This window comes from Humidesulfovibrio sp., from assembly GCF_031082295.1.
Lineage (GTDB): Bacteria > Desulfobacterota > Desulfovibrionia > Desulfovibrionales > Desulfovibrionaceae > Humidesulfovibrio.
The window spans coordinates 76,272-99,636 of sequence record NZ_JAVHLD010000011.1 but is presented as its reverse complement, the minus strand read 5'-3'; the positions used below and the strand labels follow the sequence as shown (position 1 = coordinate 99,636).

At 60.7% G+C, this 23,365-nt stretch carries 20 protein-coding genes and 1 tRNA gene; 3 read left to right on the top strand and 18 right to left on the bottom strand.

Annotation, left to right across the window (positions count from 1 at the left end):
* Positions 1–358, top strand: a 358-nt coding sequence (locus tag RDU24_RS15965) for a putative phage abortive infection protein (RefSeq protein WP_374989749.1), incomplete at its 5' end; no start/stop codon positions are given.
* On the opposite strand, the gene RDU24_RS08200 is transcribed toward RDU24_RS15965, so the two are convergent.
* Genes RDU24_RS08200 through RDU24_RS08190 form a run of 3 tightly spaced genes read right to left on the bottom strand, consistent with a single transcriptional unit; the run spans position 297 to position 2,532 of the window.
* Positions 297–1,373, bottom strand: coding sequence for a glycosyltransferase (locus RDU24_RS08200; RefSeq protein ID WP_308735269.1), 1,077 nt, complete (start codon positions 1,371–1,373; stop codon positions 297–299). The two genes, RDU24_RS15965 and RDU24_RS08200, sit on opposite strands and share 62 nt — an antisense overlap.
* Positions 1,374–1,386: 13 nt before the next feature.
* On the bottom strand, positions 1,387–2,313 hold the full coding sequence (locus tag RDU24_RS08195; RefSeq protein WP_308735268.1) for an ATP-binding protein: 927 nt from the start codon (positions 2,311–2,313) through the stop codon (positions 1,387–1,389).
* A 21-nt stretch (positions 2,314–2,334) separates the two neighbouring features.
* Positions 2,335–2,532 carry a hypothetical protein gene (locus RDU24_RS08190; RefSeq protein WP_308735267.1) on the bottom strand — a complete coding sequence of 66 codons (198 nt, stop codon included), beginning with the start codon at positions 2,530–2,532 and terminating at the stop codon, positions 2,335–2,337.
* 178 nt (positions 2,533–2,710) lie between these two features.
* Between RDU24_RS08190 and RDU24_RS08185 the strand changes: the two genes are divergently transcribed.
* Positions 2,711–3,085 (top strand): response regulator, encoded by a 375-nt coding sequence (locus tag RDU24_RS08185; protein WP_308735266.1) that lies wholly within the window; start codon positions 2,711–2,713, stop codon positions 3,083–3,085.
* Here RDU24_RS08185 and RDU24_RS08180 read toward each other — a convergent pair.
* Positions 3,082–3,807, bottom strand: coding sequence for a glycosyltransferase family 2 protein (locus RDU24_RS08180; RefSeq protein WP_308735265.1), 726 nt, complete (start codon positions 3,805–3,807; stop codon positions 3,082–3,084). The two genes, RDU24_RS08185 and RDU24_RS08180, sit on opposite strands and share 4 nt — an antisense overlap.
* 106 nt (positions 3,808–3,913) lie before the next feature.
* Here RDU24_RS08180 and RDU24_RS08175 point away from each other — a divergent pair.
* A tRNA-Met gene (locus RDU24_RS08175) sits at positions 3,914–3,990 on the top strand.
* Positions 3,991–4,277: 287 nt separating this feature from the next.
* Here RDU24_RS08175 and RDU24_RS08170 read toward each other — a convergent pair.
* The 14 genes from RDU24_RS08170 to RDU24_RS08105 form a co-directional block, all read right to left on the bottom strand.
* On the bottom strand, positions 4,278–6,329 hold the full coding sequence (locus RDU24_RS08170; RefSeq protein ID WP_308735264.1) for a P-loop NTPase fold protein: 2,052 nt from the start codon (positions 6,327–6,329) through the stop codon (positions 4,278–4,280).
* Between the two features lie 156 nt (positions 6,330–6,485).
* A complete protein-coding gene (locus RDU24_RS08165; RefSeq protein WP_308735263.1) occupies positions 6,486–7,226 on the bottom strand; it encodes a M48 family metallopeptidase in 741 nt (246 codons plus the stop codon).
* Positions 7,204–10,320: a type I restriction endonuclease subunit R gene (locus RDU24_RS08160; RefSeq protein ID WP_308735262.1), complete on the bottom strand. Its 3,117-nt coding sequence runs from the start codon at positions 10,318–10,320 to the stop codon at positions 7,204–7,206. Before RDU24_RS08160 ends, RDU24_RS08165 begins: the two co-directional genes overlap by 23 nt.
* Before the next feature lie 3 nt (positions 10,321–10,323).
* On the bottom strand, positions 10,324–10,641 hold the full coding sequence (locus tag RDU24_RS08155; RefSeq protein WP_308735273.1) for an endonuclease NucS domain-containing protein: 318 nt from the start codon (positions 10,639–10,641) through the stop codon (positions 10,324–10,326).
* A gap of 30 nt (positions 10,642–10,671) precedes the next feature.
* Positions 10,672–11,250: a restriction endonuclease gene (locus RDU24_RS08150; RefSeq protein ID WP_308735261.1), complete on the bottom strand. Its 579-nt coding sequence runs from the start codon at positions 11,248–11,250 to the stop codon at positions 10,672–10,674.
* A 52-nt stretch (positions 11,251–11,302) separates the two neighbouring features.
* Positions 11,303–12,523 carry a restriction endonuclease subunit S gene (locus tag RDU24_RS08145; RefSeq protein WP_308735260.1) on the bottom strand — a complete coding sequence of 407 codons (1,221 nt, stop codon included), beginning with the start codon at positions 12,521–12,523 and terminating at the stop codon, positions 11,303–11,305.
* Positions 12,514–14,976, bottom strand: coding sequence for a type I restriction-modification system subunit M (locus tag RDU24_RS08140; protein WP_308735259.1), 2,463 nt, complete (start codon positions 14,974–14,976; stop codon positions 12,514–12,516). Before RDU24_RS08140 ends, RDU24_RS08145 begins: the two co-directional genes overlap by 10 nt.
* Before the next feature lie 429 nt (positions 14,977–15,405).
* Positions 15,406–15,981 (bottom strand): terminase small subunit, encoded by a 576-nt coding sequence (locus RDU24_RS08135; protein WP_308735258.1) that lies wholly within the window; start codon positions 15,979–15,981, stop codon positions 15,406–15,408.
* A gap of 172 nt (positions 15,982–16,153) precedes the next feature.
* A complete protein-coding gene (locus tag RDU24_RS08130; RefSeq protein WP_308735257.1) occupies positions 16,154–17,059 on the bottom strand; it encodes a helix-turn-helix domain-containing protein in 906 nt (301 codons plus the stop codon).
* A 10-nt stretch (positions 17,060–17,069) separates the two neighbouring features.
* Positions 17,070–17,264 (bottom strand): helix-turn-helix transcriptional regulator, encoded by a 195-nt coding sequence (locus tag RDU24_RS08125; RefSeq protein ID WP_308735272.1) that lies wholly within the window; start codon positions 17,262–17,264, stop codon positions 17,070–17,072.
* Between the two features lie 486 nt (positions 17,265–17,750).
* Entirely contained in the window at positions 17,751–18,938 is a 1,188-nt protein-coding gene (locus RDU24_RS08120; protein ID WP_308735256.1) for a tyrosine-type recombinase/integrase, read from the bottom strand.
* A gap of 499 nt (positions 18,939–19,437) precedes the next feature.
* Positions 19,438–20,457 carry a protein-tyrosine phosphatase family protein gene (locus tag RDU24_RS08115; RefSeq protein ID WP_374989750.1) on the bottom strand — a complete coding sequence of 340 codons (1,020 nt, stop codon included), beginning with the start codon at positions 20,455–20,457 and terminating at the stop codon, positions 19,438–19,440.
* Between the two features lie 35 nt (positions 20,458–20,492).
* The gene (locus tag RDU24_RS08110) at positions 20,493–22,988 is read right to left on the bottom strand and encodes a PEP/pyruvate-binding domain-containing protein (RefSeq protein ID WP_308735254.1); all 2,496 of its coding nucleotides are present in this window, start codon (positions 22,986–22,988) and stop codon (positions 20,493–20,495) included.
* Positions 22,989–22,998: 10 nt separating this feature from the next.
* A complete protein-coding gene (locus RDU24_RS08105; RefSeq protein WP_308735253.1) occupies positions 22,999–23,358 on the bottom strand; it encodes a response regulator in 360 nt (119 codons plus the stop codon).
* Positions 23,359–23,365 lie beyond the last annotated feature (7 nt).

Sequence of the window (23,365 nt, the reverse complement as noted above, 5' to 3'; positions counted from 1 at the left end):
AAATGGTCAATACTTCTCTCACTATGTTAAAAGCATATATTCAATATTGATGTATGTTGATAGCGCAATTAATATCTCGGAGCGAGAAAAGTGTGATTATGCTTTTATATTAAAATCGACGCTATCTACGGCAGAATTGCAACTTCTATTCTATGTAGGCTTGTTTCAAGAATGGAGGTCTACGTTTGTACCACTGGTAGAAAAATACTCGATGCTCGAGGGAATAGATTTATCTTGCATGCCTGATGAACTGTGCAATTCATATAGTCCAACGGCGTATGTTCCCGCTTCACAATTCACCCCACTGCCACCGCCCCAACCCCCATCTGATACCCCAACCCCTCCAACCACGCCGTGATCTCCTCGCGCGCGCCGCGTGAGGCGACGTTGGCGAGGAGGAAGGGGGCGGAAGGGGAGTAGGGCGGGATGGCCGTGCGCGGAAGCACCGGGATGCCGTGCACGCTCTGCCCGATCTTCTTGGCGTCGATGTCCACGAAGGCTTCGATGGCGAGGCCCAGCGCCACAAGCGGCGCCATCTTCTGCCTGCTCACCCGGCCAGCCCCCCACACCCACACGCGCGGGTGCCGCCTGTTGTGCCGCGCCAGCCAGCGCCACAAATACTGCGCCTTCACGCGCGCAAAGGCCTCCACGCCGTACTCCGAGGCGGTGCGCGAAAGCCGCGTGGGCGGGTCGTTCCAGACGAGGATTTCCTCCGCCACCTTGCCCATGCGCACGCCGCCCTCCAGCCAGCGCAGCCACTGCTCGTAGTCCTCGGGGAAGGGCTGCGCGCCCGCGGCGTCGCCGGTGTTGGGCAGCGCGCCACCGAACTGGTCCACCAGCTCGCGCCGGAACATGACCGAGGGGTTGGCGATGGGCGAGTCCACGAAGCGGCTGGCGCTGATGTCCTCGGGCGTGAGCAGGCTGTTCAGCCAGTCCACGTGCGCGGCGTAGCCCGCCCGGGCCGTGCGGCAGCCGCCGAAGCGCACCCGGCCGGACACCAGGCCGAGGCTCTGGTCGGCGTCGAGCAGGGCGGCTTGCAGCTCCAGGCGGCGCGGCAGGCAGAGGTCGTCGGCGTCCATGCGCGCGATGTACGGGGCGCGGCTTTCGGCGCAGGCGGCGTTCCAGGCCAGGGCCACGCCCTGGTGGGGCTGGTGCAGGGGCCGCACGCGGTTGTCGCGCCGGGCGTAGTCGCAGAGGATGTCCCAGGTGGCGTCGTCACTGCCATCATCAACGGCGATGATTTCGAAGTCCGGCAGGGTCTGGCCGAGCAGGCTGTCGAGCGCGGCGGGCAGCGTCGCGGCCGCGTTGCGGCAGGGCAGGCAGACGCTGACTTTGGCGCTGACCCTGGCGCTGACTTTTGGGCCGCCTGACACGACGCTGCCTCGGCTACTGGCGGTCCGGGTCGGCGGCGCGGCGCTCGGCCACGGCGATGCCCAGTCGGCACACGCCGCACGTGCCCGTGCTGGTGGGCGAGCCGCAGCTCTCGCACGGGGCCACGGGCGCGCCGGACTCCTGCTCCACCTGGGCGAAGGCGGGCCGCCCGCGCTTCAAAAAGCCGTCGTAGAAGGCGATCTTGGTGCCGGGGCTGGTGTATTCGAGCCTGGCCCAGAGCTCCTTGTGGCCGGTGAAGCTGGCGCCGGAGCTGTACGGGCAGGGGGCGGTGTGGATCTCGATGCCGTTCAGGAAGGCGTAGCAGGCGGTCTCGAACTCGGTGAGGCGGTACAGGGGCTTGATCTTGCGCGCGAAGCCGTTCTCGGCGTCGAGGCAGGGGCCCTGGTCGGACAGGTAGCCCGCGTCCCAGCGCAGGGTGTTGGCGAACAGCCGCGCCACCTCGTCGTCCAGGTTGTGGCCCGTGGCCAGCACCTGGAAGCCTTCCTCCAGCGCGACGCGGTTGAACCAGTGGCGCTTGATCTTGCCGCAGGCGGAGCACACCGGGCGGTTGATGTACTTCTTCACGTCCGGGATGGGCAGGCCGTGCTTGGCGAGCTCCACCACGCGCAGCTTGAGCCCGTGGAGCGTGCAGAAGCCCTCCACCTTGGCCCGCGCCGCCAGGGAGGACACGGGGATGCCCAGGTCAACGTGCAGGCCGGTGACGTCAAAGCCCATGCGCGAGAGCTCGAGCATGAGGCCGAGGGAGTCCTTGCCGCCGGAAAGGGCCACGAGCACGCGCTCGCCGGGGTTGATGAGGCCGTGGCGGCGGATGGACTTCTCCACCTGGCCGGTGAAGTAGGCGGCGAAGCAGTCGCGGCAGAAGGCGGTATTGTGGCTCGGCAGGGGCACTTCCGCCGGGGCCTTGCATTTGCGGCATTTCATGGTGTTTCCTGTCCTGTGCGATTAGCCGGTGCTCATGACCTTGCGGATGCGAATCTCGTCGCCGTCTTTCAGCTGGCAGTCCGGGGTGAGCAGCTTGTCCCCGCGGATGACGAGCGCGTCGTTGACGCGCAGGTTAAGCTTCCGTTGCAGCATGAGCACCGTGTTGTGGCGCTCGAAGGTGAGGGTCTCGTTGTCTGGCTCGATGAAAACGGTGATCATGGTCCGGGTCTCCTTGGCGGCTTCGTGCGGCAGAGGTGCGCATATCGGGGCGGGATGTCAAGCCGAGGGTGGCCTTGGCGGGGAAAGAAACCGGCTCGGCGCACAATTCTGTTGACCACAACGGAAATCAGGATATACATTTTAGACTAGGAAGAGCCAAGCCCCCAGGAGTGTCTGTATGACCGACAGCAAGCCCAAGATTCTCGTCGTTGATGATGAAAAGCACATCCGCATGCTCTATCAGGAGGAGTTGGAGAGCGACGGCTTCGCGGTGGCGACGACGGATGGCGAAGAGCCCATTGAGCAGGTGCTCGCCCGGGAGAACCCGGCGATGGTCATCCTGGACATACGCCTTGGGCCCAACAACTCCGGCCTCGACCTGCTGCAGACCATTCGCAGCCTGGACGCCAAGCTGCCGGTGATCCTGTGCACCGCCTACGACAGCTTCCAGCACGACCTCAAGTCCATCGCCGCGGATTTCTACGTGGTCAAGTCGGTTGATCTTTCCGAGCTGAAAGACAAGGTGCGCCAGGCTTTGGCGCGCAGTCACTAGCGGTTCTTTTCGCCAATCTCGTAGCCGAAGTGGCGGTCCTGGAGCCAGCGCACGCCGAAAAGGTCGCGCACGCCCACCAGGGCGCGCTGCCAATTGCTGTACTTTGACACGCCGGAATAGCGCTCGCGGTGGTTCACGGGTGCTTCGGCCACGCGCGCTCCCTGGAGTTTCATGAGCGTGGGCAGGTAGCGGTGCATGCCCACGAAGCGCGGGATGCGCACGAGCATGTCGCGGCGCATGACCTTGAGCGAGCAGCCGGTGTCGCGCACGGATTCACGCGTCAGGTAGTTCCTGATGGCGTTGCCGATTTTTGAGCCGATGCGCTTGCTCCAGGTGTCTTGGCGCTTCCTGCGCCAGCCGATGGCCATGTCGAAGCCCTGGTCGAAGAGGGCGAGCATTGCCGGGATGTCGGCGGGGTCGTTCTGCAGGTCCGCGTCGAGGGTGACGACGACAGGGTGGCTGGCGTTGTCGAAGCCCGCGCAGAAGGCCGCGGACTGGCCCCTGTTCCGCGTGAAGGCGAGATAGCGCAGCTCGGGGTTGCCCAGGGCCAGGCGCTTGAGCACGTCGAGGCTTTTGTCGGTGCTGCCGTCATCCACGAAGACCACTTCCCAGGTGCGGGCCAGCGGGCGCATGGCCAGCGCGATCTCTTCGAACAGGCGGGGGAGGTTCATTTCCTCGTTGAACACGGGGATGACGATGGAGACGGGCAGGGTGTTTGGCATGGGTGGGGTATAGGAAATTTCCGGGCCGCTGTAAATAAGCGTTGACAGTGCGAGTGTGGGGCTATACAAACCCCTTCTCGACGCGACGCCCGTTTCGTCGAAGTGTCGCGGGGTGGAGCAGTACGGTAGCTCGTCGGGCTCATAACCCGAAGGTCGTAGGTTCAAATCCTGCCCCCGCTACCAAGAAGATCAAGGCCTTACGAGAATTGCTCTCGTAAGGCCTTTTTCTTTCCCAACCGTCTTCCCAACCTTGGGCATAGTAAATGGTGCAAAGCCATATCGCTGATCTTTGCTGTCACGTGACTGGTCGGACGCCTAGCTATGATGTTTCTCATTGACCAGAATGGCCTCACCGCTTGATTGGGCTTGCGGATGGGGGTGAAGTGCGAAATGTAGTCACGGCTCATGGTGTCCTCCTAGAGCCTGCACGGATTCACCCTAAGGTCTGTCTCCCCGGTTGCCTTTTGTTATCACGAGGTTTCGAAGACACTTACTGCTTCCTCCATACGGGAGGCAAGATTCTTGATCCTCAACCCGCTGACCCGTCCGGCATTTCGCGTGGCCTCATCCGAGAGGAGCGCGGCAGTCACGACGAGCCAACCCTTTTCTTTTTTGACATTCGGCGAAACATTTAGATGTTTATAGCGCTCGCCAATGGCGGTCATCGCAGCAATGACCGCACTGGGGGAGGCATTGAGCATCGCCTCGACAAATTTCTTAGGTTCTATGTTCGCCAGAATCGGCGTATCGTGGAACATCCCTCCACCAGGAGAGCTGGTCAGGTAAAGTGACCGGGCTGCCTGAATATCGCCCTCTTGTAATGCCTTCAACAGCGTCTCCGCTTTGCCCGGTAGACTGGCTGCCTTCGTCTCCTCCCACGTGTTACGGATAAACTGAGTTAACTCATCAAATTGAGGCACATCCCGTGAAGCGAAAACCAATCCTCCCCAGCCAAACCCGTCAAGCTCACCGAAGTGCTCGTCGGATAATTCGAGCTTGCCAGCATCCTTCAAACCTACGACATTCGCTTTGGCCTGTTTCAGAATCTCATCAGATGGCATTGGGCAGAGTCCCTCTTGCGCAAGACTCATCAGTATGCCGACGACATGCCGCATCACGCCAATAACTTTGTATTCGTTGTCCTTGAACCGGCGTAGCACTGTCGCGAGCAATCCCTCAAAGGCAGCATCTTCAAGCCGAAAATATGACGCGAGTCTTCTCCAATCCGGTTCTTCGGAGGTGGAAAAGTATTTGCTTTTTGCGATTGAGGCATTGATCACGTCTGCGTCCATGTGCCCGGTATCGAGAATTTGTGCCAGGATATCTGCACTGATTGGCCCTTCTGTCCATCGGTAGCTCATGTACCTAGCATTTAGATCAAGGAATATGTCTGTTTTGTCGTCGGAAGCGTTGCCCTTCATGCTCGCAACCATGCTGCGCGTGGAGACAGAAACGATGTCATTGATGGCCAAATTCCTGGACCGGTACTCTAAGAACAGAATAATGAAAGACGTCATGAGGTCTCTTGCGGCGTCCTCGTTTTTGAGGAATTCGGCGTCAACATGCGACAGGAGCCTTTCCAGTTCGAGTATGGCCTGCCTTGCGTCACGAAGGTTCTGTTTTCCAGTGGCATCATGCACTTCACAAAGTAAATCGATTCTTGATTTCAAAAACGTGGCTGCTGGCTCGGATTTCAGCTCGTTGACGAAGAAAATGATGGCTCCTTTCGAGTCTGCCTCTATTTCGAATGACTTCCCAACAAGTTTGTCACGCATTGATGCGAATTCAGACTTGTCGCCATCAGTTTGGAGCCTGTGCTCAAGCTCTTTCTCGTTACCAATGATGACAACCTTGTTCCCGGAATGCTCAACAAAGAAGTTGATGTACCCCAGGAGCTCTTTCGGAGTCATTTCACAGCGTTCAAGGTCATCGAAGATCAACCCGCGAGAGCTAGATTTCTTGAAAATGTCCGCCTTGTCTAATTCAGGCATTGCCGGGTTGATTGACGCATCGTCTTTGCCGTCTCCATCAAGGTCGATTTTCAAAACTCCTTTCATCAGCCCCTTGGCTACGCGGGTGACGACACGCATCCCGTCGCTTGCGAGAATCGGGTGCAGCTGTCTGAAGATTTCGTCATCAATTCCTGATGCGGTAGTGATGCCATACAGGCTGACATAGATCGGTCCGCGCCCGGTTTCGTCTTGTATCCGCTGTGCAGCAACATCCTTGACGTGCCAAGTCTTCCCCGCACCCCATTTCCCCTTCACCATGACGGCATAGCCGGGAGCATACCCCATTGTGAAATATTCATGGAGGAAGCTGGTAATCTGCTCGTTCTTCGGGGTCATCTTCGTAGCACCTTTATTGTCTGTCGTGGATTCTGATTCCGTTCTGGAAAATTGGAGCATGTGACATACACGTCCAAGCAGGGCCCCACATTTCATTGCTGTCCAAGGACAGAGGCGAACTAGCACGCCACGAATATCGATGTTTCTTGCAAGTCGGCTGCCTGAATCCTTCATGCCCTCACCTCGTTCACGCTGCCCCTGGCCCGGTGTAACTGTCGTATACGTGCCGGAAGGTGAGATCCCACTATGTGTCGTGCAGGGCTAGGGGCGTCCTTGACCCTTAGCAAACATTCCAGGGCCATCTTCAGGGGCATGGGGTCCCCTTGATCATTAGCAATTCCAATCTTCATGCCCCAATGGAACTTCCTTCAGGAGAGCACGGTATTGCCGCCACTGTGGCATGAACTGGGCAATCAGCCCCATGAACCGCTCATTGTGGTGTCTCTCAAGCAGGTGGACAAGTTCATGGACCAGGACGTACTCCAGGCACTGGACAGGACGCTTGGCCAGTTCAAGGTTGAGCCAGATGCGTCGCGCCTTGATTGAGCAGCTCCCCCATTTGGTCCTCATCTTCTTGATGCCCCAGGAGGACGCCTGCACCCCTATGACCGCCTGCCATTTTTCGAGGAGAGGGGACAGGAGCGCCTTGAGCTGCTCCCTGTACCATCCGAGCAGGATGGCCTCTCGTTGTTCCTGGGAGGCCCCTGGACGAGCGAAGAGGTCTATGGTGGCGATACCGCGCAGGGCTACCTTGGGGGAGCCAACGTGCTCATGCACCCGCAAGCGGTAACGCTGGCCCAGGAAATAGTGGCTCTCGCCGTTGACCATCTCGCGCTGTGACTGTCTGGGCTGGTCCTTGAACCGGGCCTTGTGCTTCTTGATCCATGCCAGCTTTTCGATCACCGCCAAGCGCACGGCCTCATCGCTCAGCACCAACGGGGCTGCCACCCGTACCCTGCCGTTAGGCGGATAGACCCCAAGGTGCAGGTTCTTGATGTCCTTGCGGACGATCTCGACCCTGATGCCCGCGATCGTGATATGGTTGGTCTTAGGAAGCGCTGCGGTAGTCATTCTGATGCTTCGCAAGTTCGACGATATGATTCGTCAGGTCATCATCCCCAAGGATGCCTCGGATAGCATTGCGGACTTTTTTGGTCTTGCCGGAGTGGTTTTGCCAGTCATCCTGAATTTCGGCCAGGATGGCAGCATCCACCGCCAAGGCCTGCGCTTCGTTTCGGCCCAGGTTGTTGTAGAGCGCACGTTGTGCTGTGGTCTTCACCGTCGTGGGATAGCCGCCTGGGCTTCCCCCTGGCGTGTTGGCCTGCTGCGTCAAAGTGGCGATCTTGGCGAGGTACTGCTTGTAGTTCAGCACCCCCGTCCGCCTTTGCTCAATCAGTGCGTCCAGCAGCGTGGACATCTTCTCATAGTAGGCCGGGTCCACTGGGGCCTCGTTGATGATGAGCTTGCGGACATTGTTTTCGATGGTTTCGGCAACCGCCCCCTCACTCTTCTGGATGCTCTTCGGCAACTGCTCCACCGCGTCCGGGCCGCGATCAACGATGAGCTGGATCAGGCTCATGTCGTCGAAGGCGGAGATCTTTTCGCTCTCCTCGGCGCGGATGTACGTGTCGATGAGGTGGCGCATGGCTGGTTCAAATACCTTGAGGTCAATGTAGTCTGCACTATGCAGGCGTACGGCGTCACGAACCTTGCTGAAGTGGTCCACCTCATCCTTGATGATTTGGATTTCCGCCGGGCTATAGCCTGCCTCGGCCAGTTCGTTGGCGATACTCGCGTAGGCTCGCAGGAGTGCCGCCACGAATTTGTAGAGCTTCAGGCGTAGCGGTTCGTTGTCCTTGAGCTGCTCAGCGTTCCCGGACTCCTTGGCGCAGAAGTAGTGGAAGTATGCCTCCAAGCTTTTGGGGGCTTCCACTGGTTCACAGAGGGCTTTCACCGCCTCGCGGGCCTCTTCCAGGTCCTCCCGCGCATGTTCCAGGCGGTTCTCCAGCAGGCCCTTCACGTCGTCCTTGTCGTACCCATCAAGCGCTTCGCTGGTGTAGTCCTGAACCGCCCCTTCCAGGCTCTTGAAGAGATCTTTGTAGTCGACGATGTATCCGTATTCCTTTGAGTCGCCGTCCAGCCGGTTCACGCGGCAGATGGCCTGGAACAGGCCATGGTCGCGCATCTGCTTGTCGATGTAGAGGTAGGTGGCGGAGGGCGCGTCAAAGCCGGTGAGGAGCTTGTCCACCACGATCAGGAGCTTCATCTGCCCAGGCTCGTCGATGAACTTCTTCTTCACCTCCAGCTCAAACCGCTCGACCTTGCTGACGGCTTTTTCCACTGGCTCGTTGAACCAGTCGGCCAGCATCTGGGAGTACACGGCATACTTGAGCAGGTTGTCGGTATCGCCTTCGCCCGTGGCTTCGCCCTTGGTGTCTGCCACCGAGGGCGCGTAACTGGTGACAATGGCGCACTTGCCCTTCAGCTCGCCCTTGGCGAACAGCTCGTAAAATTTGCACGCCTCGAAGATGCTGCCAGCAACTAACATCGCGTTGCCGTGGCCATCCATCAGACGGGGCTTCTTGTTCATGTCGATGAGGATATCAGCGACGATTTTTCCCAACCTGTCTTGGCTGGAAAGCACCCGCTGCATGGTCCCCCACTTCGCCTTCAGCTGCGCTTTGGCGTTATCGTTCAGGCCCTGGGTCTTGATTTCGAACCATTCATCAATCTTGTTCGGGCTGGAAAGCGACTGGTCGATGTCCCGCGCCTCGTAGCGCAGGTCCAACACCACACCTTCGCGAACGGCCTGGTCGAACTTGTAGGTGTGGATGTAGCGGCCAAAGACCTCGATGCTCTTCTGCTTGTCCGCCTTGAGCAGGGGCGTGCCAGTGAAGCCGATGAACAGCGCGTTCGGTAGCAGCGTCTTCATGGCCCGGTGCAGATCGCCGGACTGCGTGCGGTGGCACTCGTCCACGAACACATGGATGTCGCCCTTGGCCTTGAAGTCTGGCGGCAGGGCCTGGATGGCCTTGATGAATTCCTTGGTCCCCTCGTCGTTCTCCTCGCTGCTGTTGTCCTTGCCGCCGAATTTGTGGATGAGTGAGCAGAGCAAGGACTTGTCGAGCGCATTGAGCTGGGCCACGAGGTCCGCGCCGCTTGAGGTGCGGTAGATGTCCTCGTGGACACCCTTGAAGACCTTCTCGATCTGCTCGTCCAGCTCGGTGCGGTCGGTGATGATGAGCACCCGTGCAGCCGGGTTGTGCTCGCGTATCCACTTGGCCAGCCAGACCATGGTGAGCGACTTGCCGCTGCCCTGCGTGTGCCAGATGATGCCGCCTTCGCGCCCGTGTAGCGCGTCCTGTGCGGCCTTTACGCCGAAATATTGGTTTTGGCGGCAGACTTTCTTGGTCCCGGCGTCGAACACCACGAAGTCGTGGATCAGCTCCAGTAAGCGCGTCTTCTCGCACAGCTGCAAGAGGTGGCGGTCCAGCAGGTTCGTCTCGCTGGAATGGGGACCGGTGTCCTCGACCCACTGGAGGTAGTACTTTTCCGGGGTCTCGATGGTGCCGTAGCGCAGGCCTTGGGAGTCGTTGCCCGCCATGATCCATTGCATGGTGGAGAAGAAGGGCTGGATGAAGGACTTCTTCTGGTTGTCCAGGTTCTGGCGGATGCCCTCGGCCATGGACACGGTGGAGCGCTTCAGCTCCAGCACGCCCAGGGCGATGCCGTTGACGTAGAGCACGATGTCCGGGCGCTTGGTGCTGGCCTTGGCGTCCGCGCCCTTAACCGTCACCTCTTCGGCAATGGCGAAGTGGTTGTTCTCCGGGTGCTTCCAGTCGATGAGCCAGACCGTGACGTGGTTCTCGCCCGCGCCGGGCTGCACATTCACGCCGTAGCGCAGCATCTCGTAGACGGCCCTGTTGCGGTCGTAGAGGTGCTTGCTGGTGTCGCCCGCCACTGTGAGCAGCTTGTGCAGCGCCCGGCTGATGAGCGTGCCGCTGACACCCTGCTGCTCCAGCCAGGCCGTGAGATACTCCTGCTCGATGTTGGCGTTGCCCGCGCGGTCGATCCAGTTGCCCAGGTAGTCGTACCCCAGGCGCTCTTGGAACAGCTTGATGACGCGCTGTTGGGTCTTCTTTTCGATTTGGCCGACGGTGCTCATGGGCTACCCCTTCAGGAGTTTAAAGCTCACTTGGTACCGGTAGAAGTCGATGTTCGGCGCCACGGCCAAGGCGCGGCGGATGCGCTGGTCGTCGCCCAGGGCGATGATGACGCCCCGCGTTGTTTGGCCCGGCTCGGCCAGTTCCTGGGCCACGAAGCCCATGTAGCGCAGGGTCTGGCCCACTACCACGTCGCTGGCGCGGCCTTTTTTGAGTTCCACCACGAGCAACTGCTTTTTGTCCTTGCTGATGGCCAGGATGTCGATGGGGCCGGTGTCAGTGGGGTACTGCTGGCCCTTGCGCTCGCCGTCGTCCTGGAAGATGTCGAAGACCTTGCCCAGCTCGGTCTGCTCCTAGTTCTGCACCAGGAAGTCCTCCAGGTGCTTCTCCATGGCAAAGGCAGCCGGGTCGTCCACGGTCTCGTCGGTAGAAATGAGCCTAGGCGCGGCCTGGGCATCAAGAAAGCGCTCGATCTCGTCGCGGTGGCCGGAGATGCTACTTACGGTGCCGATGGACCCGGCGGAGTTCCGCAGGCTCTCGCTCATGGCGGAACGATCGATGACACAGTCCAGCCAGCGCACCGGGCGGCGGTGGGGCAGGTCCTGGCCTGACGTGTAGGAGTAGTCCCCGATCACCTCACCCACGTGGTACACGCCGGAGCCGTCCGGGCAGAGCACGATGTCGCCCTTGTGGATGCCCTTGGCTACCGTCCACAGCGCGCCGCAGGCCAGCCCGGCTGAGATTTTTGACTTGTCGGGGTACAGCGCCAGGTACTTGGGGATGAAGGCCTTGTTGAAGGCGCGCCACTCGTCGGGCAGCTGCCCGGTCAGGTCCTCGGCGATGCCGAAGTCCGCGCCGATGTAGTTGCCGCTGAAACACTCGGCGGCGTGTGCGCTCTGCTTGCCCAACATGACCCTGTAGTAGTTCTTCACGTGGCTCTCCCTTGCGTCGTGGGGTGGACGGTGGTCGGGACTCCTGGGCCGCTTACACGAGGCGTATGCGCCCGGTCAAAAGCTCCTGCATCATGCCCTGCTTTAGGGCGCGGGTCTTGTCGCGCCGCGCCTCCAGCTCCGCGATCTCGGCGTCCATGTCGGACAGGACGGCTGCGATGGCGGTTTGTTCAGCCACGGATGCTAGACTGAATGGTATGCTTTTGAGGTCTGGTAGTGAAATTCCTTTGACAGTGCTCCCACTCCCCAGTTCTTCTATGAGTGAAGCGTTGTACTCGAACCAGTAGCAGAGGAACATCGTATTGATGGTAGGTTTTGGGAAAAGAGCCTTAAGATCCTGATTGATGCTCACATCAACTTCGTAGATCACAGCCTTCCCAAGCGCCATACGAGTTGAGGTAATTATGGTGCCGTGAGGAATGAGGTTTGAAGCACTGGATTTTAATCCCTCTGAAGTGATGTATTCTTGAGTTGCCAGTGGGTTGAAGGTCGTAAAATCTTTGACTGTAACCCACGGGATTTCTCCGCCCCAGTATGCGGGGTTAGAGCGGCTCGGTGTACCTCCTCCAACGATCCTTTCCAGTGCATCCCCCAGCCTCTTTTCCTCCCATTCCCCGCTGAACCCCGGCAGCCGCCTCTTGCCGGTGAGTAGCTGCTGCATGGCGGCCTGCTTGAGGTCGCGCTTCTTGGTGAGGAGTTGGTCGAGCTTGGCGATCAGGGCGTCCACGTCCGAGAGCGCGGCGGCAATGGCGCGCTGTTCGGGGAGGGGAGGGCGAGGGAGCGCGAAAGGGCGCAATTTTTCGAGATTGATGTTTAACTGTGCATTTTGCGTCGCGAGTTGCTCAAAGGTGCTCTTTTTAGACTTCAGCTCATGAAATAGCCACTCAACATCCGTTGAGCTATTTGTCGTGATGGCGATTAGGCTGTCTGGGCAAGCTGTGCTGAAAGCTGCGAAACCCAAGTCGCCAATGTTTGCAGCTATAGTGAAGAAGAGAGTTCCTTGAGGAAACAGCTTGCTGACTTTAAGCCCAGCATCATTTAAGGTTTGTGAATAGCTGGTGATATAGCCTGCCGAGTTGGTGACGTCGCCCGTTTGGATAAAGGGAATATCCCCTCCATAATACTTGGGGTCGTTTCGCGGGCGTGCGGAGAATTTTCCGCGTTCGAGTATGGCAAGTTCTGCAAAAGACTTAACCTCCCACTCCTCGGGGATCACCCCGACCTCGGTGCGCTTGTAGCCCGGCTTCAGTTCCATGCGAACCCCATCTTCTTGAGGTGTTCGCCAACGCGGGCGGAGAGGGCTTCAACTTCCTTCGCCAGCTGGGGCAGCGGGGTGGCGTAGCGGTCGGCAAGCTGCCGGATGCGCCCGGTGAGCGCCTGGCTCACGCGGTCCAGCTCGCCCTGCACTGCGGCGGCCAGGGTCGCCAGCCACTTGTCCTCCACCACCAGCATCTTCACCTCGTCCTCGCTGAGTTCCGGGTATTGGGCGAAGACCTTCTCGTCCAGCGCCTTGCGGGCGTCCTTGGCCTTCCTGCTGGCGTCGAACTCCTGCTCCAGCAGGGCCTGGTAGGCCTCCAACTGGGCGCGCTCGTCCGCCAGGTCCTTGTCGCGCTTGATCTCCTTGAGTCGGGCGGCCACGCTGCCCTTGGCGATTTTGCCGTCCTCCACCACTTCCGCCAGCAGGCCGTCCTCACCGCCGTGCTCCTCGCGCAGCTCGTCCAGCTGCTGCGCATAGGCGGCGGCCTGGGCCTCGAGCGCCTCAATGGCGGCCAGCTCGGAAGGGAAGTAGTTGGCGATGATCAGCGCGGGCGGGATGATGTCCGCCTTGTAGCGCACCTTGTTGAAGACGAAATCGTGCGGCTCGTTGTAGGTGGGCTTGTTGTTCTTGTCCTTGCTCGGGATGAGCTGGCGCACAGTGTTCGCCACGGCCCAGCCCTCGGCCACTAGCAGGTACACGTCATCCTGCATGGTCGTTTCCCAGTAGTCCATGAGGTGCTGGTACACGTCATAGGCGTCGATGAGCGGCACGGCCTGGAAGTCGGCCAGCAGCCGCTCGGAAAGCTCCGCGATGAGCGTCTTGGGCCTGTCGCCGATCTGGATGCCCTCGACCGACGGCTTAGAAGGCCGTTGCCATGCCTCGAACTGTTTGGTCACCAGTTGGTTGAAGGCGGTGAACTCGGCATTCTCGAAGATGGCGGCCTTGATGGCGCTGGCCTCGACCTTGAGCTGGCTGTAGCCGGGGCGGTCGGCATCGGCGAACAGCTCCTTGCGCACAGAGGGGAAGACCTTCCAGTAGGCGGCCAAGGCGTCGATGTCCCGGTTGGGGATGCCGCCCTTGAGGTGCGCCTCGATGTCCTGCAAATCCTCCGGCTCGGTGCTGTCGATGTAGCGCGGCAGGTTCAGGTTGAAGTCGTTGCCCTCGATTTCGCTGAGCGGGACCATGCGCGAATACTTGGGCAGCTCCGCCAGCCGGGTGAAGGCGTCCACGATCTTGTGGATGTCTTGGGCGCGCAGGCGGTTCTTGTTGCCGTCCTTGAGGAAGCCCTTGCTGGCGTCGATCATGAAAATGCCCTTGCGGGCGGCGGCGTGCTGCTTGTCCATGACGATGATGCAGGCCGGGATTCCCGTGCCGTAGAACAGGTTCGCGGGCAGGCCGATGATGCCCTTGATGAAGCCCTGTTTGATGAGGCGGGTGCGGATGGAGGCCTCGGCTCCGCCACGGAACAGCACACCGTGGGGCAGGATCACCGCCGCCTTGCCGGTGCTCTTCATGCTTTTGAGCATGTGCAGCAGGAAAGCGTAGTCGCCGTTCTTGTCGGGTGGGGTGCCGTATTCGAAGCGGTCGTAGGGGTCGTGTGCCGCGTTTAGGCCGCTGGTCCAGTTTTTGTTCGAGAAGGGCGGATTGGCCACCACGAAGTCGAATGTCTTGAGGCTGCCGTCATCGTTCACCCAGTGCGGGGAGGACAGGCTGTTGGCCTGCCATATCTCCGCCGTGGGGCAGCCGTGCAGCACCATGTTCATGCGGGCCATGGCGGACGTGGCGTTGTCCATTTCCTGGCCGTAGATCGTGAGGTCGCGCCCGGTGAGGTTCTTGGCCTCATCGTGGGCCTTGAGCAGCAGGGAGCCGGAGCCGCAGGTCGGGTCGTAGATGGTCTGTGCGCCGCTGGTGGCCCGGCCCAGCTCAATGACCATGGACATGACGCGGGAGACCTCAGCCGGGGTGTAAAACTGGCCCTTGCTCTTGCCCGACTCCGTGGCGAAGTGGCGCATGAGGTACTCGTAAGCATCCCCCAGCAGATCGTCGCCATCGGCGCGGTTGCGGCCAAAGTCCAGGCCTTCGAAGATGGACACCAGCGTGGTCAGCCGGTCCACCATCTCCTTGCCCTTGCCGAGCTTGTCCTCGTCGTTGAAGTCCGCGACGTTGATGGCGCCCTTGAGGCTGTCGTTGGCGTCGGCCAGCTTGCCGATGATCTTGTTGAGGCGGTCGCCGATCTCCTTGTCGCCCTTGGCCGCCACCATGTCGGCAAAGCCGCCGCCAGCAGGGATGTCGATGAGGGCGTCGCGGTCCCCGGCGTACTTGTCAGAGACATATTTGACGAACATCAGGACCAGCACATAATCCTTGTACTGGCTGGCATCCATGCCGCCGCGCAGCTCGTCGCAGGACTTCCAGAGGGAGGAGTAGAGTTCGGATTTCTTGAGTGCCATGGGGAGGGGGGGGCCTGCCTGGTTCGAGTGTGTTGGGCATTGCCTTGACCGTTGCCTTCAACTCTGGCGCAGCCCAAGAGTTGCCATGGAATGGTATGTACACAATCTACTTGAAAATGGAAAGCATGGTGAGGTGATCAACTTGGAATTGTTGCTAAACTGAGGCCGTGTGGTGGGTTGGGCTCAAGGCGGTGTTGTTGAGGTCAGTCGCCTCCACTTCAGAGGAACAGAAGGTCTGTTACGACCACGCATGGGTGTTGCCCTGAATCTCGAAAGAATTAAGAAGTGTTTTCTTGGGTAGAATTGCCCTGTTTTCGGGGCAACGGCATGAGGAATCAATGAAAACATCGACACTTGTTTTAGCACTGGGCTTGGTGGGAAAGATGGGTTTCCTATTCCGCTTCAGCTAACGGTGACCGTCGTAAGTTCTTATAGCATCCCAAGGTGCCTCATTATCTTCTCGATGACCACCAACTTGTCGTGGAGTTTGAGTGTCCAGCTGCTGTTCTTCCCTTGTTTGATGGCTTTAACCATGGCGAGGTCTTGTGGGTTGATGTCTGCTAGCGCTTTGAGCTCGATGCTGTCGCCCCTCCAGTCGATAAAGTCATCGATTGTGACATCCGTCATTTGCACCAATTTGCCCAGGATTGCGTCTGCGGTGGTTATACAGGCGTCCCGACGCTCCAAAAGTGAGCGCTTGATGGCCTTGCTTATGTTAGGACGCTTTTTAAGGCGATCGGCATTGCTTGTGTCTTTGTACCCCGCTCGGATCATCGCTGCTGAAAAAATGCAGTCACGCATGAATTCTCGAACAAGCAAATGCTGTTGGATTGTCAGCGGTCTGTTTGGGTCGTTGGCTGCCCATCGGTTATCATTAGGGTGGATCACCCGCAATGCTTGTTCCGAGGGCCATGCTGGAGTGGGGATGTTGCGCATTATTTGCTGACAGGAAGACTCAATAGCTTCCTTAGGAGTCCTAGACAATGAATGGGTGGATTTTGCCATGGTTAAACCCCGTGGTTTGGCACACAAAACTAGTCAGACGGCAATGGTGCAGGTGAGCCGGATTAAGGGCTGCAGTTTCCTCGGTCTGGCCCTAGCGCACACAGTTATGCCCCTAGTCTGTAGCGTGACGTGGGCTCCACCCGTAAAGACGGGTGGCCTAGTTACTCGTTTGTCAGTGTCTGGTTGATGAGGCTGGTTTGAAAAATTGTTCCGGTTCGCTTTTGTCCGACTGGGTGCGGGATGCTGTCTGTGAGAGCGTGCACAAGGTCTTCTTGCTTGGGCGTTCATGTCTGATTGCTCGTCGTATGGCCCCCAACGAGCGTATTGCTCCGGGGCTGGCTTTGGCTCTGTCCTTCTTTGTCAGGCGATCGAGAACCGTCTGGGCCACTAGGGTCGGAGTGTCGACCAGCAGTATACCCGTTCTATAAAAGTCAGTTGGAGAGAGCGGTGCGGTGCCTTCGTCGTTCACAAGGAGTAAACCGTTTTCAAACAGCCAGTTTTTTGCCCTAGTGAAGGTCCGAGGCTCAACCCCTGCGAGTTTCTGTAAATAAGCAGGGCCTAAGCGTTCGACTGGCACAAAACGCGATTCCCCTTGCATTATATCGGTGTTTTGCCAATCACCAAGGTTGTCACCTGAAATGTATGCAGCCCTTTCATTCCAACTTAGAGCGAGGAGGGTGAGGTATAAACGTCTGACAGAGGGTGGCATCACCGCCCATATTCCATTGAAGACGATGTAGTTTTCGATGCGGAGCCAAGATAAATGGTCACCTTGCTGATATTGTGGATATATCATGTGGTATTCGAACCGAGTTCTGCCACCAGAAATTTGACAAGTATATATACTAAGCCAGTTCGCCTTTGCGAGAGCTGCAACGGAATCTGCGACTGCTTGCTTTGAAATTCCTGCCAATGCGGAAATTCGTTCTTGAGATGGGTAGGCAATGCGTTTCGCATGATTCTCATGGGCAATTAGGACTGTCAGAACTGATAGCGCGGCATCCGGCCAGTTCGTCAGTAATTGCTCCGAGAGAATCCTTTTCCGCAAAGGCAATAATAAGAAACTGCCGCCCGCCATATGTCAGTCTTTATGCCCTGTCGCTGCTGGTCACTCGGGATGTTTCAATAAATACTTCGAGATCGCTTTTTAAATATCTCACAGACTTTCCAAATTTGATGTACGCTGGTTGACGTCCCGTAAAGCGCCGTGCCCGTAACGAATGCACACTCATCCCGAGATACCGTGCGGCCTCTGTTTCGTTGATAACCTCTAGGGGATTCATTGTGGACATGGAAAGGCTCCTTTTTTCATTGCTAACGTTAATTTCGAGCTGCAGGCGACTAGGAAGTGCTTAGTGATTCTGGCTACAAGCCAAGTGTGTAGGTAGTTGATCGAGCGTCACTGTGAGTGGAGATATTACATCGCCAGGAGAAGTCAACCATAATATCCTGGATTTATACAATAAATTGTTGCAAAGTTTACCAGAAAGGTAAACCTGTACTTTGCAAAAATGATTATTTTGCTGCTTTGATATTTTTTATTATGCATAGGAATAATGGCCATCAGAGAGAACGCGGAGGGCCACTCGCAGGTAGGGGAGCGAGGGATGCCCTAGTACGCCTTCTTGGTGTGCTCGGGCGTATAATTCTTAACAACAACTCGGACGGATGCGAAGGGCATGGTGGCGGATATTCTGGAAACCTCAATCCCTGAGGATGTGGCCCAGTTTCGGTATTTCTGGGGATTATTGCAGATTGCCGTGTGACCGTTAGCCACTTTTGATCGTGGACTCAGCTGGATGCCTTGCAATTGCAGAGTGTGGAACCCCAGTACAGTTCATGTCCTGAACCTGCTGGACAATCCTGCCAGCCACTGCGCTGGCCTTTGCCAGAGCGTCGTCGCGAAGATGGGCATAGCGCTGGGTCATGGCGGAACTTTTGTGCGTCAGCAGCTTCTGGATGGCGTAGAGGTCCACCTCGCCGGATGAGGCCAGCATAGAGGCGTAGGCGTGGCGGAGGCCATGCAGCCCACGGAAGTCCTGCGGGAGCCCGGCAGCGTCGCAGATGCGGCGTACCGCTCGGCGCAACTCGACCCGCTGCCCTCCGTCGCGACCGGGGAACACGAAGTCCGAGGTGCGCACCAAGCCCTCCAGCAAGGCGCGGGCCTGGGGATTCATGGGGATGCGCTCCGAGCGCCCGCCCTTGGGGGTGCGGATGAGGATGAAGCCGGTTCGGAAGTCGAGGTCCGCCCAGCACAGCCGAAGGATTTCGCCGCGCCTCATGCCCGTGTGGAGGGCCATGAGCATGATGTCGGCCACGGCCTGGTTGTCGGCGGCGTCCAAGGCGGCCAGCAGTGACCGCAGCTGCTCGGGACTCAGGTCCTCTGTCTTGAGGTTGTCGACTTTTGGTAGGCGAATCTTGAAGCGGGGGGCGTCGCAGAGGCCCCGGTTGACCCCGAAGTTCACTATGCGGCGCAGGAGTTCCAGCGCATTGGCCACGGTTGCCGGGGCGTGGGTCTTGCCCATCATCACCCGGAACCGGTCCACGCTCATGGGGTCGATCTCGGTGGGGAGTTTCTGGCCGAAGACGGGTTCAAGGTGCTTGGCAAAGCGGTTCTTGTCAGTGACGATCCCTTTGAGGCCAGGGTTGGCCTCCAGATACCACTCCCAGAGCCTGGCGATGGTTGGGCGGTTGGCCTGGGCCACCTTCTCGGCGTTTTTGCGCTCCCTGGCGGCCCCTGGCGCCTCCTTGCGACCCTCTATGCGGTCGGCGCGGATGCGGGAGGCCTTCGCGGCGGTCATGTTGTCCCGGTACTGACGTCCTGCGGGCTCTTCGTAGACCTTTCCACCCTGTTTGAACACGATGTAGAAGACTTTCTCCGTCCCGGAGCCCCCGGCGCGGGATTGCTCGTAGTAGTAAACCCCTGGGTAGCCTGTCTTCATTCTGCCCTTGGCCATGCCCGCCTCCCCGGCTATCTTCCCAATTCCCTTCCCAACCTTCTTCCCAACCTCGAGCCAACGAAACCATAAAACATGGTACAAGGTCAAGTGAATCGCGGCTATCTTTATCTGGCTAGTATATTGTGAGTTTGTTCTGAATGGTGAACCTGGCGTTGGCGAATGGATTAGTGTTGTTCTCGGGCTCATAACCCGAAGGTCGTAGGTTCAAATCCTGCCCCCGCTACCAAGAAGAATTAAGGGACGTAGATGAAAATCTAGGTCCCTTTTTCTATGGGCAAGCTTTTGCCCGCCACTATTGTCGCCAGGATGTCGGGCTGACTCAGTGAGCGCGCCGCGACAGGCCGTGCCCCAAAGAGGGCAGACGCGGGTCCGCATGTCAGGGGTTGCGGTGTCGGGAAGCCGGCCAGGCTTTCGTCCTGTGGTCGCACAGGAACCTGCGGCAGGTCATGCCTCGGGTTCTTGCCGTTGTGCGGGACCGGAGAGAGGCCGGGGCGGGTCAACCGGTGCTGCCGCCCAGGCGCAGGAAGTCGAAAAAACGCTGCACATAGCGGCCAGAGACCACTTCGGCCATGCCGAATCGGGGAAAGCCCTCGGGCATGAACTGGCCAGTGAGGGTGAAGAACACTTCGCGCGAGATCTTGTCCAGGGCCGGGGCCAGGGTGGCATCCCAGAGGGGTTTTGCCTGCTCCGGGGGCAGGTCGAAGGTGCGGCAGCACAGGGGCCGGGAATCGAAGCCCTGGCACGCGCCGTTCACCAGCAGCGGGCAGGCCTGGAGCGGCAGTTCGCCCCCGCTTCCGTTGCGGTTGGTGGCCCGCTCAATGGCCGCCTCGCGCCGGGCCTGGTCCAGGGTCGCGCCCAGCTGGGCGTTGACGTGCACGGCCTCCACCAGGGTCAGCTGCATGGGCTCGCGGCAGCAGCGATCATGCCCGCGCCCGCAGCGCTGCGCGCCGTTGCGCTCGGTGCCGATGGCCTGTTCCACCTGGCTCACCAGGGTCTCGTAGTCCGCGAAGAAGGGGCGCAGGTCCACCTGGAAGCGGTGCTCCAGGGTCGGCTGGCGCATCTTGAGGCGCACCGCGCCGCTGCCGTAGCGGCGTACCGTGCGCCATTGCGCGAAGTTTGTCGGCTTGGAGCGCAGCTTGCGCAGCTTGCGCCAGGCCAGCAGGTGCCCCAGCCCTCGGCGCAGGAGATAGGCGTTCAGCACCGTGCCTGTCCGGCCGATGCCGTGCCGGCAGTGGATCAGCACCTTCTTGCCCAGGTACACGGCCTCGTCGAGCCAGGCCAGGGCCTTCTCCAGGGAGGGCAGGTCCGGGGCCTCCTCGTCGGGGATGGGAAGGTGGTAGACCTCGAAGCCGTTCTGGGACTCGATGTCGTGCAGGTCGCAGAACTCTCCGCACAGGTTCAGGATGGCCCCGATGCCCTGCTCGCGCAGGGACTCCAGGGCGGCGTGCGACATGGGCGCAGGCCCAACGGCCAGGTTGTCCGTGACCCACGTCAGCGGTTGCTGGTTCTTTCGCATCACGGCCATGCGTTCCCCCCTGCCTTCTGTTATCATTATTGCTCCGAACGGGCCAGCGCGCCAAGCTCGGCGAGGAAGTCGTCGGCCAGGCCCGCCGCCTGCGTCTCGTCGACCAGCCGCAGGTCCATGAGCCGGGTGCGGGCCAGCAGGCGGCCAAGCAGGGTCAGGCGCTCGCTGGTGGCATTCTGGTCCGCGCGGGCGTGCCGGGCGTCGAGCATGTCGCCGCGCGTGTTCACCGTGAAGCCGCACTGCGTGAGCACCCGGCCGATGAAGCCCAGGCGCAGCAGGCGTTGCTGCTCCAGGCCGCCGCCGCCCTTGAAGCGCAGCCCGATGTAGTTGCCCTCGGCCCTGGGGCCGCAGAGGCTGTCCAGCACGGCGAAATGATACCCGAAGCGCACCTGCAGGTGCAGGTAGTCCGACGAGACCAGAGCGTAGCTTGCCAGGAGCTTGGAGTCCTTGCGGAAAATTCCGGCGCTGACGCGGTCGAACTCCTGCCAGTCGAAGTGCAGCCCGCTGCCGTCCCAGCGCTCGTCCGGGTGGGCCAGACCCTGCCAGAAGGCGCGCATGGGCACGCTGGCGAAATCCTCTGGCCGGAGCGTCTGGTCGTTGCCTGGCCGCAGCCCCTGCCCCAGGTCCAGCACGAACATGGACAGGGGCAGGGCGCAGTCAAGCCGCCTGGCCGCAGTCAGGCCGCGGCCCGTCCTGTCGGCCAGGGTGAACATTTCACCCACGGCGCACTCGTGGCAGAAGCGCACCACGTCGTGCAGGGACTTGCAGCTCTGGGGCGAGAAGTCCGGGCTGTCGGGGTCCGTCAGGCTGAGGCGGCAGGTCAGGGCGGTGAGCCCTGCATAGCGCCGCATGGCCCCCTGGCGCAGGACCTCGCGTCCTTGTCCGCGTCCGGCCAGCACCGCCTCCACCCGGCCAGGGTAGACGGCCCCGGCGTCGGCATCCACGCTGACGACATCGCCATCTGCCAGGCGCGCCAGCAGCTCCCCGGCGTCGGCCAGCACGGGCAGGCCGAATTCCCGCGCCACCGAGGCGAAATGGCTGGCCCTGCTGCCGGACCCGGCCAGCACCGCCTCCACCCGGCCGATGCATTTGCCCAGCGTGGGCGACAGACCAGGCACCGCAAGCACCGCGCCTTCGGGCACCTCTGCCAGGCGCGTCAGGTCGCGCAGGTGGAACACCGGCCCGCAGGCCGCGCCGGAGGCCACACGGCTCAACCCCGAGGCCAGCGGCTCGGCCACGAGCAGGCCCGGTTGGAGCGCTGCCGTCGCCGGTTCCGGGCAGTGGGGCCGCGATTGCAGCACGAACACCCGGCCTGTCCGGTCCAGCGCCCATTCCACCTCCTGCGGCGATTTGAAAAGCTGCTCCAGCGCCAGGGCGGACCGCGCCAGTCCGTCCAGCTCACGCTGGCTCAGCTCCACTCCTTGCGGACCGGCGTCGTCCAGGATTTCCGCCGGGGCCCCGGGCGCGCCGGGGCGCGACAGCCGCAGCGCGCGCGGGGAATCCTGGCCGGACATGAGCCGGTCGCCCAGGCCAGCCAGGGCAAAGATCGCCACCGCCTGCTCCTCGGCGCCTGCGCGGCCGGGCCGGTCCTCACGGCTGAACAGGGCGCCGGCGGCCCTGGCCTCGATCATGGGCATGAGCAGCACGGCCATGGGCGTCTGGGCGTCGGGCAGGCCGCTCAGGATGCGGTAGGCCACGGCCCTGGGGCGATATTTGGCAGCGAGGATCCGTTGGTAGGCGTCCGGCAGGTCCTCCGGCGACACGCCGAGCTCGCTGGCGTACTGCCCGGCAAAGGATCTGCCGCCGTCCTCGCCCAGGGCCGAGCTGCGCACCGCAAGCCGAGCGCCGCCAAGCTCCGGGCTGGCCACCGCGCGCTTGAGCGCCTCGGCGACAGGCTCGGGCAGGGGCGCGCCGAGGATCACAGCGCGCAGCTCCGCGCACAGGGAGTCCAGCTTGTCCGGGCTGGAGAGGTCGACCTGGCGCAGGAGCCTGTCCAGCCTGGGGCGCAGGCCGCCCGCCTCGATGAACAGGTTGAACGCCGCGGCGCTGACCACCAGGGCAGGGGGAACGTCCAGCCCGGCGCGCTTGGCGCGGGCCAGGTTCGCCGCCTTGCCTCCTGCCAGCTCCGGGCGATCCAGGGCTTCGTCCAGGGTCAGGATGTACGGCGGAGCGGAGCCCAGGGCCGGGGACGACGCCCCCCAGGAGCCGGTCTCGGCGTGGATGCCCGCGCTGATGCGCTCCAGCCTCAGGGTAAGGCCTTGGGCGCAGGCCGGGCACATGGCGCTCAGGCGCTCGACCATGGCCTGCACCAGCGCCACAAGCCGCCGACACAGCCATTGCACGCGGGCCGGGTCCACGCAGCGCGTCCCGTAGAATACCTCGTCGAGCTCGGCGATGAGCACCAGGGCTTTTTCGTCGGCGTCGAGCAGGCCCTTGAAGGCCTCGTACTTGGCGCGCAGATGGGCCGCCGGGGTGAAGACCCGCCGGGGCCAGTGCCGCAGCATGTCGCGCAGGACACCCACCGCCGCCTCCCTACTCGCTCAGCACCTTGGCCACCTTGGCCTCCAGTTCGTCGCGGTCGATGGGCTTGATGCAATATTCCTTGGCGCCGAGGGCCAGGGCCTGGCGCGCCGTCTCCAGCGTCGGGTAGCCGGTGAGCATGATGGCGCGGGTGCCGGGCGAGATCTTGCGGATCTCCTCAAGCACTTCCACGCCGGTCATCTTGAGCAGCTTCATGTCCAAAATGGCCAGGTCGACCGTGTTTTCGCGCACGAAGTCCAGGGCTTGCTCCTCCTCGGTGAAGGCCTCCACCACGTGGCCCTGGCGCGAGAGCATGCGCTTGATCATGATGGCGGCGTCGGCAACGTCGTCGAGAACGATGATGGTGGCCATGTGGATG

Excerpts from the sequence above, each read along its gene's own strand:
- RDU24_RS08190 (WP_308735267.1), bottom strand. The coding sequence starts at position 2,532 with ATGATCACCGTTTTCATCGAGCCAGACAACGAGACCCTCACCTTCGAG.
- RDU24_RS08180 (WP_308735265.1), bottom strand. The coding sequence starts at position 3,807 with ATGCCAAACACCCTGCCCGTCTCCATCGTCATCCCCGTGTTCAACGAG.
- RDU24_RS08135 (WP_308735258.1), bottom strand. The coding sequence starts at position 15,981 with ATGGCAAAATCCACCCATTCATTGTCTAGGACTCCTAAGGAAGCTATT.
- RDU24_RS08115 (WP_374989750.1), bottom strand. The coding sequence starts at position 20,457 with ATGCGAAAGAACCAGCAACCGCTGACGTGGGTCACGGACAACCTGGCC.
- RDU24_RS08185 (WP_308735266.1), top strand. The coding sequence starts at position 2,711 with ATGACCGACAGCAAGCCCAAGATTCTCGTCGTTGATGATGAAAAGCAC.
- RDU24_RS08105 (WP_308735253.1), bottom strand. The coding sequence starts at position 23,358 with ATGGCCACCATCATCGTTCTCGACGACGTTGCCGACGCCGCCATCATG.
- RDU24_RS08130 (WP_308735257.1), bottom strand. The coding sequence starts at position 17,059 with ATGGCGGGCGGCAGTTTCTTATTATTGCCTTTGCGGAAAAGGATTCTC.
- RDU24_RS08195 (WP_308735268.1), bottom strand. The coding sequence starts at position 2,313 with ATGAAATGCCGCAAATGCAAGGCCCCGGCGGAAGTGCCCCTGCCGAGC.
- RDU24_RS08165 (WP_308735263.1), bottom strand. The coding sequence starts at position 7,226 with ATGACTACCGCAGCGCTTCCTAAGACCAACCATATCACGATCGCGGGC.
- RDU24_RS08170 (WP_308735264.1), bottom strand. The coding sequence starts at position 6,329 with ATGAAGGATTCAGGCAGCCGACTTGCAAGAAACATCGATATTCGTGGC.
- RDU24_RS08120 (WP_308735256.1), bottom strand. The coding sequence starts at position 18,938 with ATGGCCAAGGGCAGAATGAAGACAGGCTACCCAGGGGTTTACTACTAC.
- RDU24_RS08125 (WP_308735272.1), bottom strand. The coding sequence starts at position 17,264 with ATGAATCCCCTAGAGGTTATCAACGAAACAGAGGCCGCACGGTATCTC.
- RDU24_RS08140 (WP_308735259.1), bottom strand. The coding sequence starts at position 14,976 with ATGGCACTCAAGAAATCCGAACTCTACTCCTCCCTCTGGAAGTCCTGC.
- RDU24_RS08160 (WP_308735262.1), bottom strand. The coding sequence starts at position 10,320 with ATGAGCACCGTCGGCCAAATCGAAAAGAAGACCCAACAGCGCGTCATC.
- RDU24_RS08145 (WP_308735260.1), bottom strand. The coding sequence starts at position 12,523 with ATGGAACTGAAGCCGGGCTACAAGCGCACCGAGGTCGGGGTGATCCCC.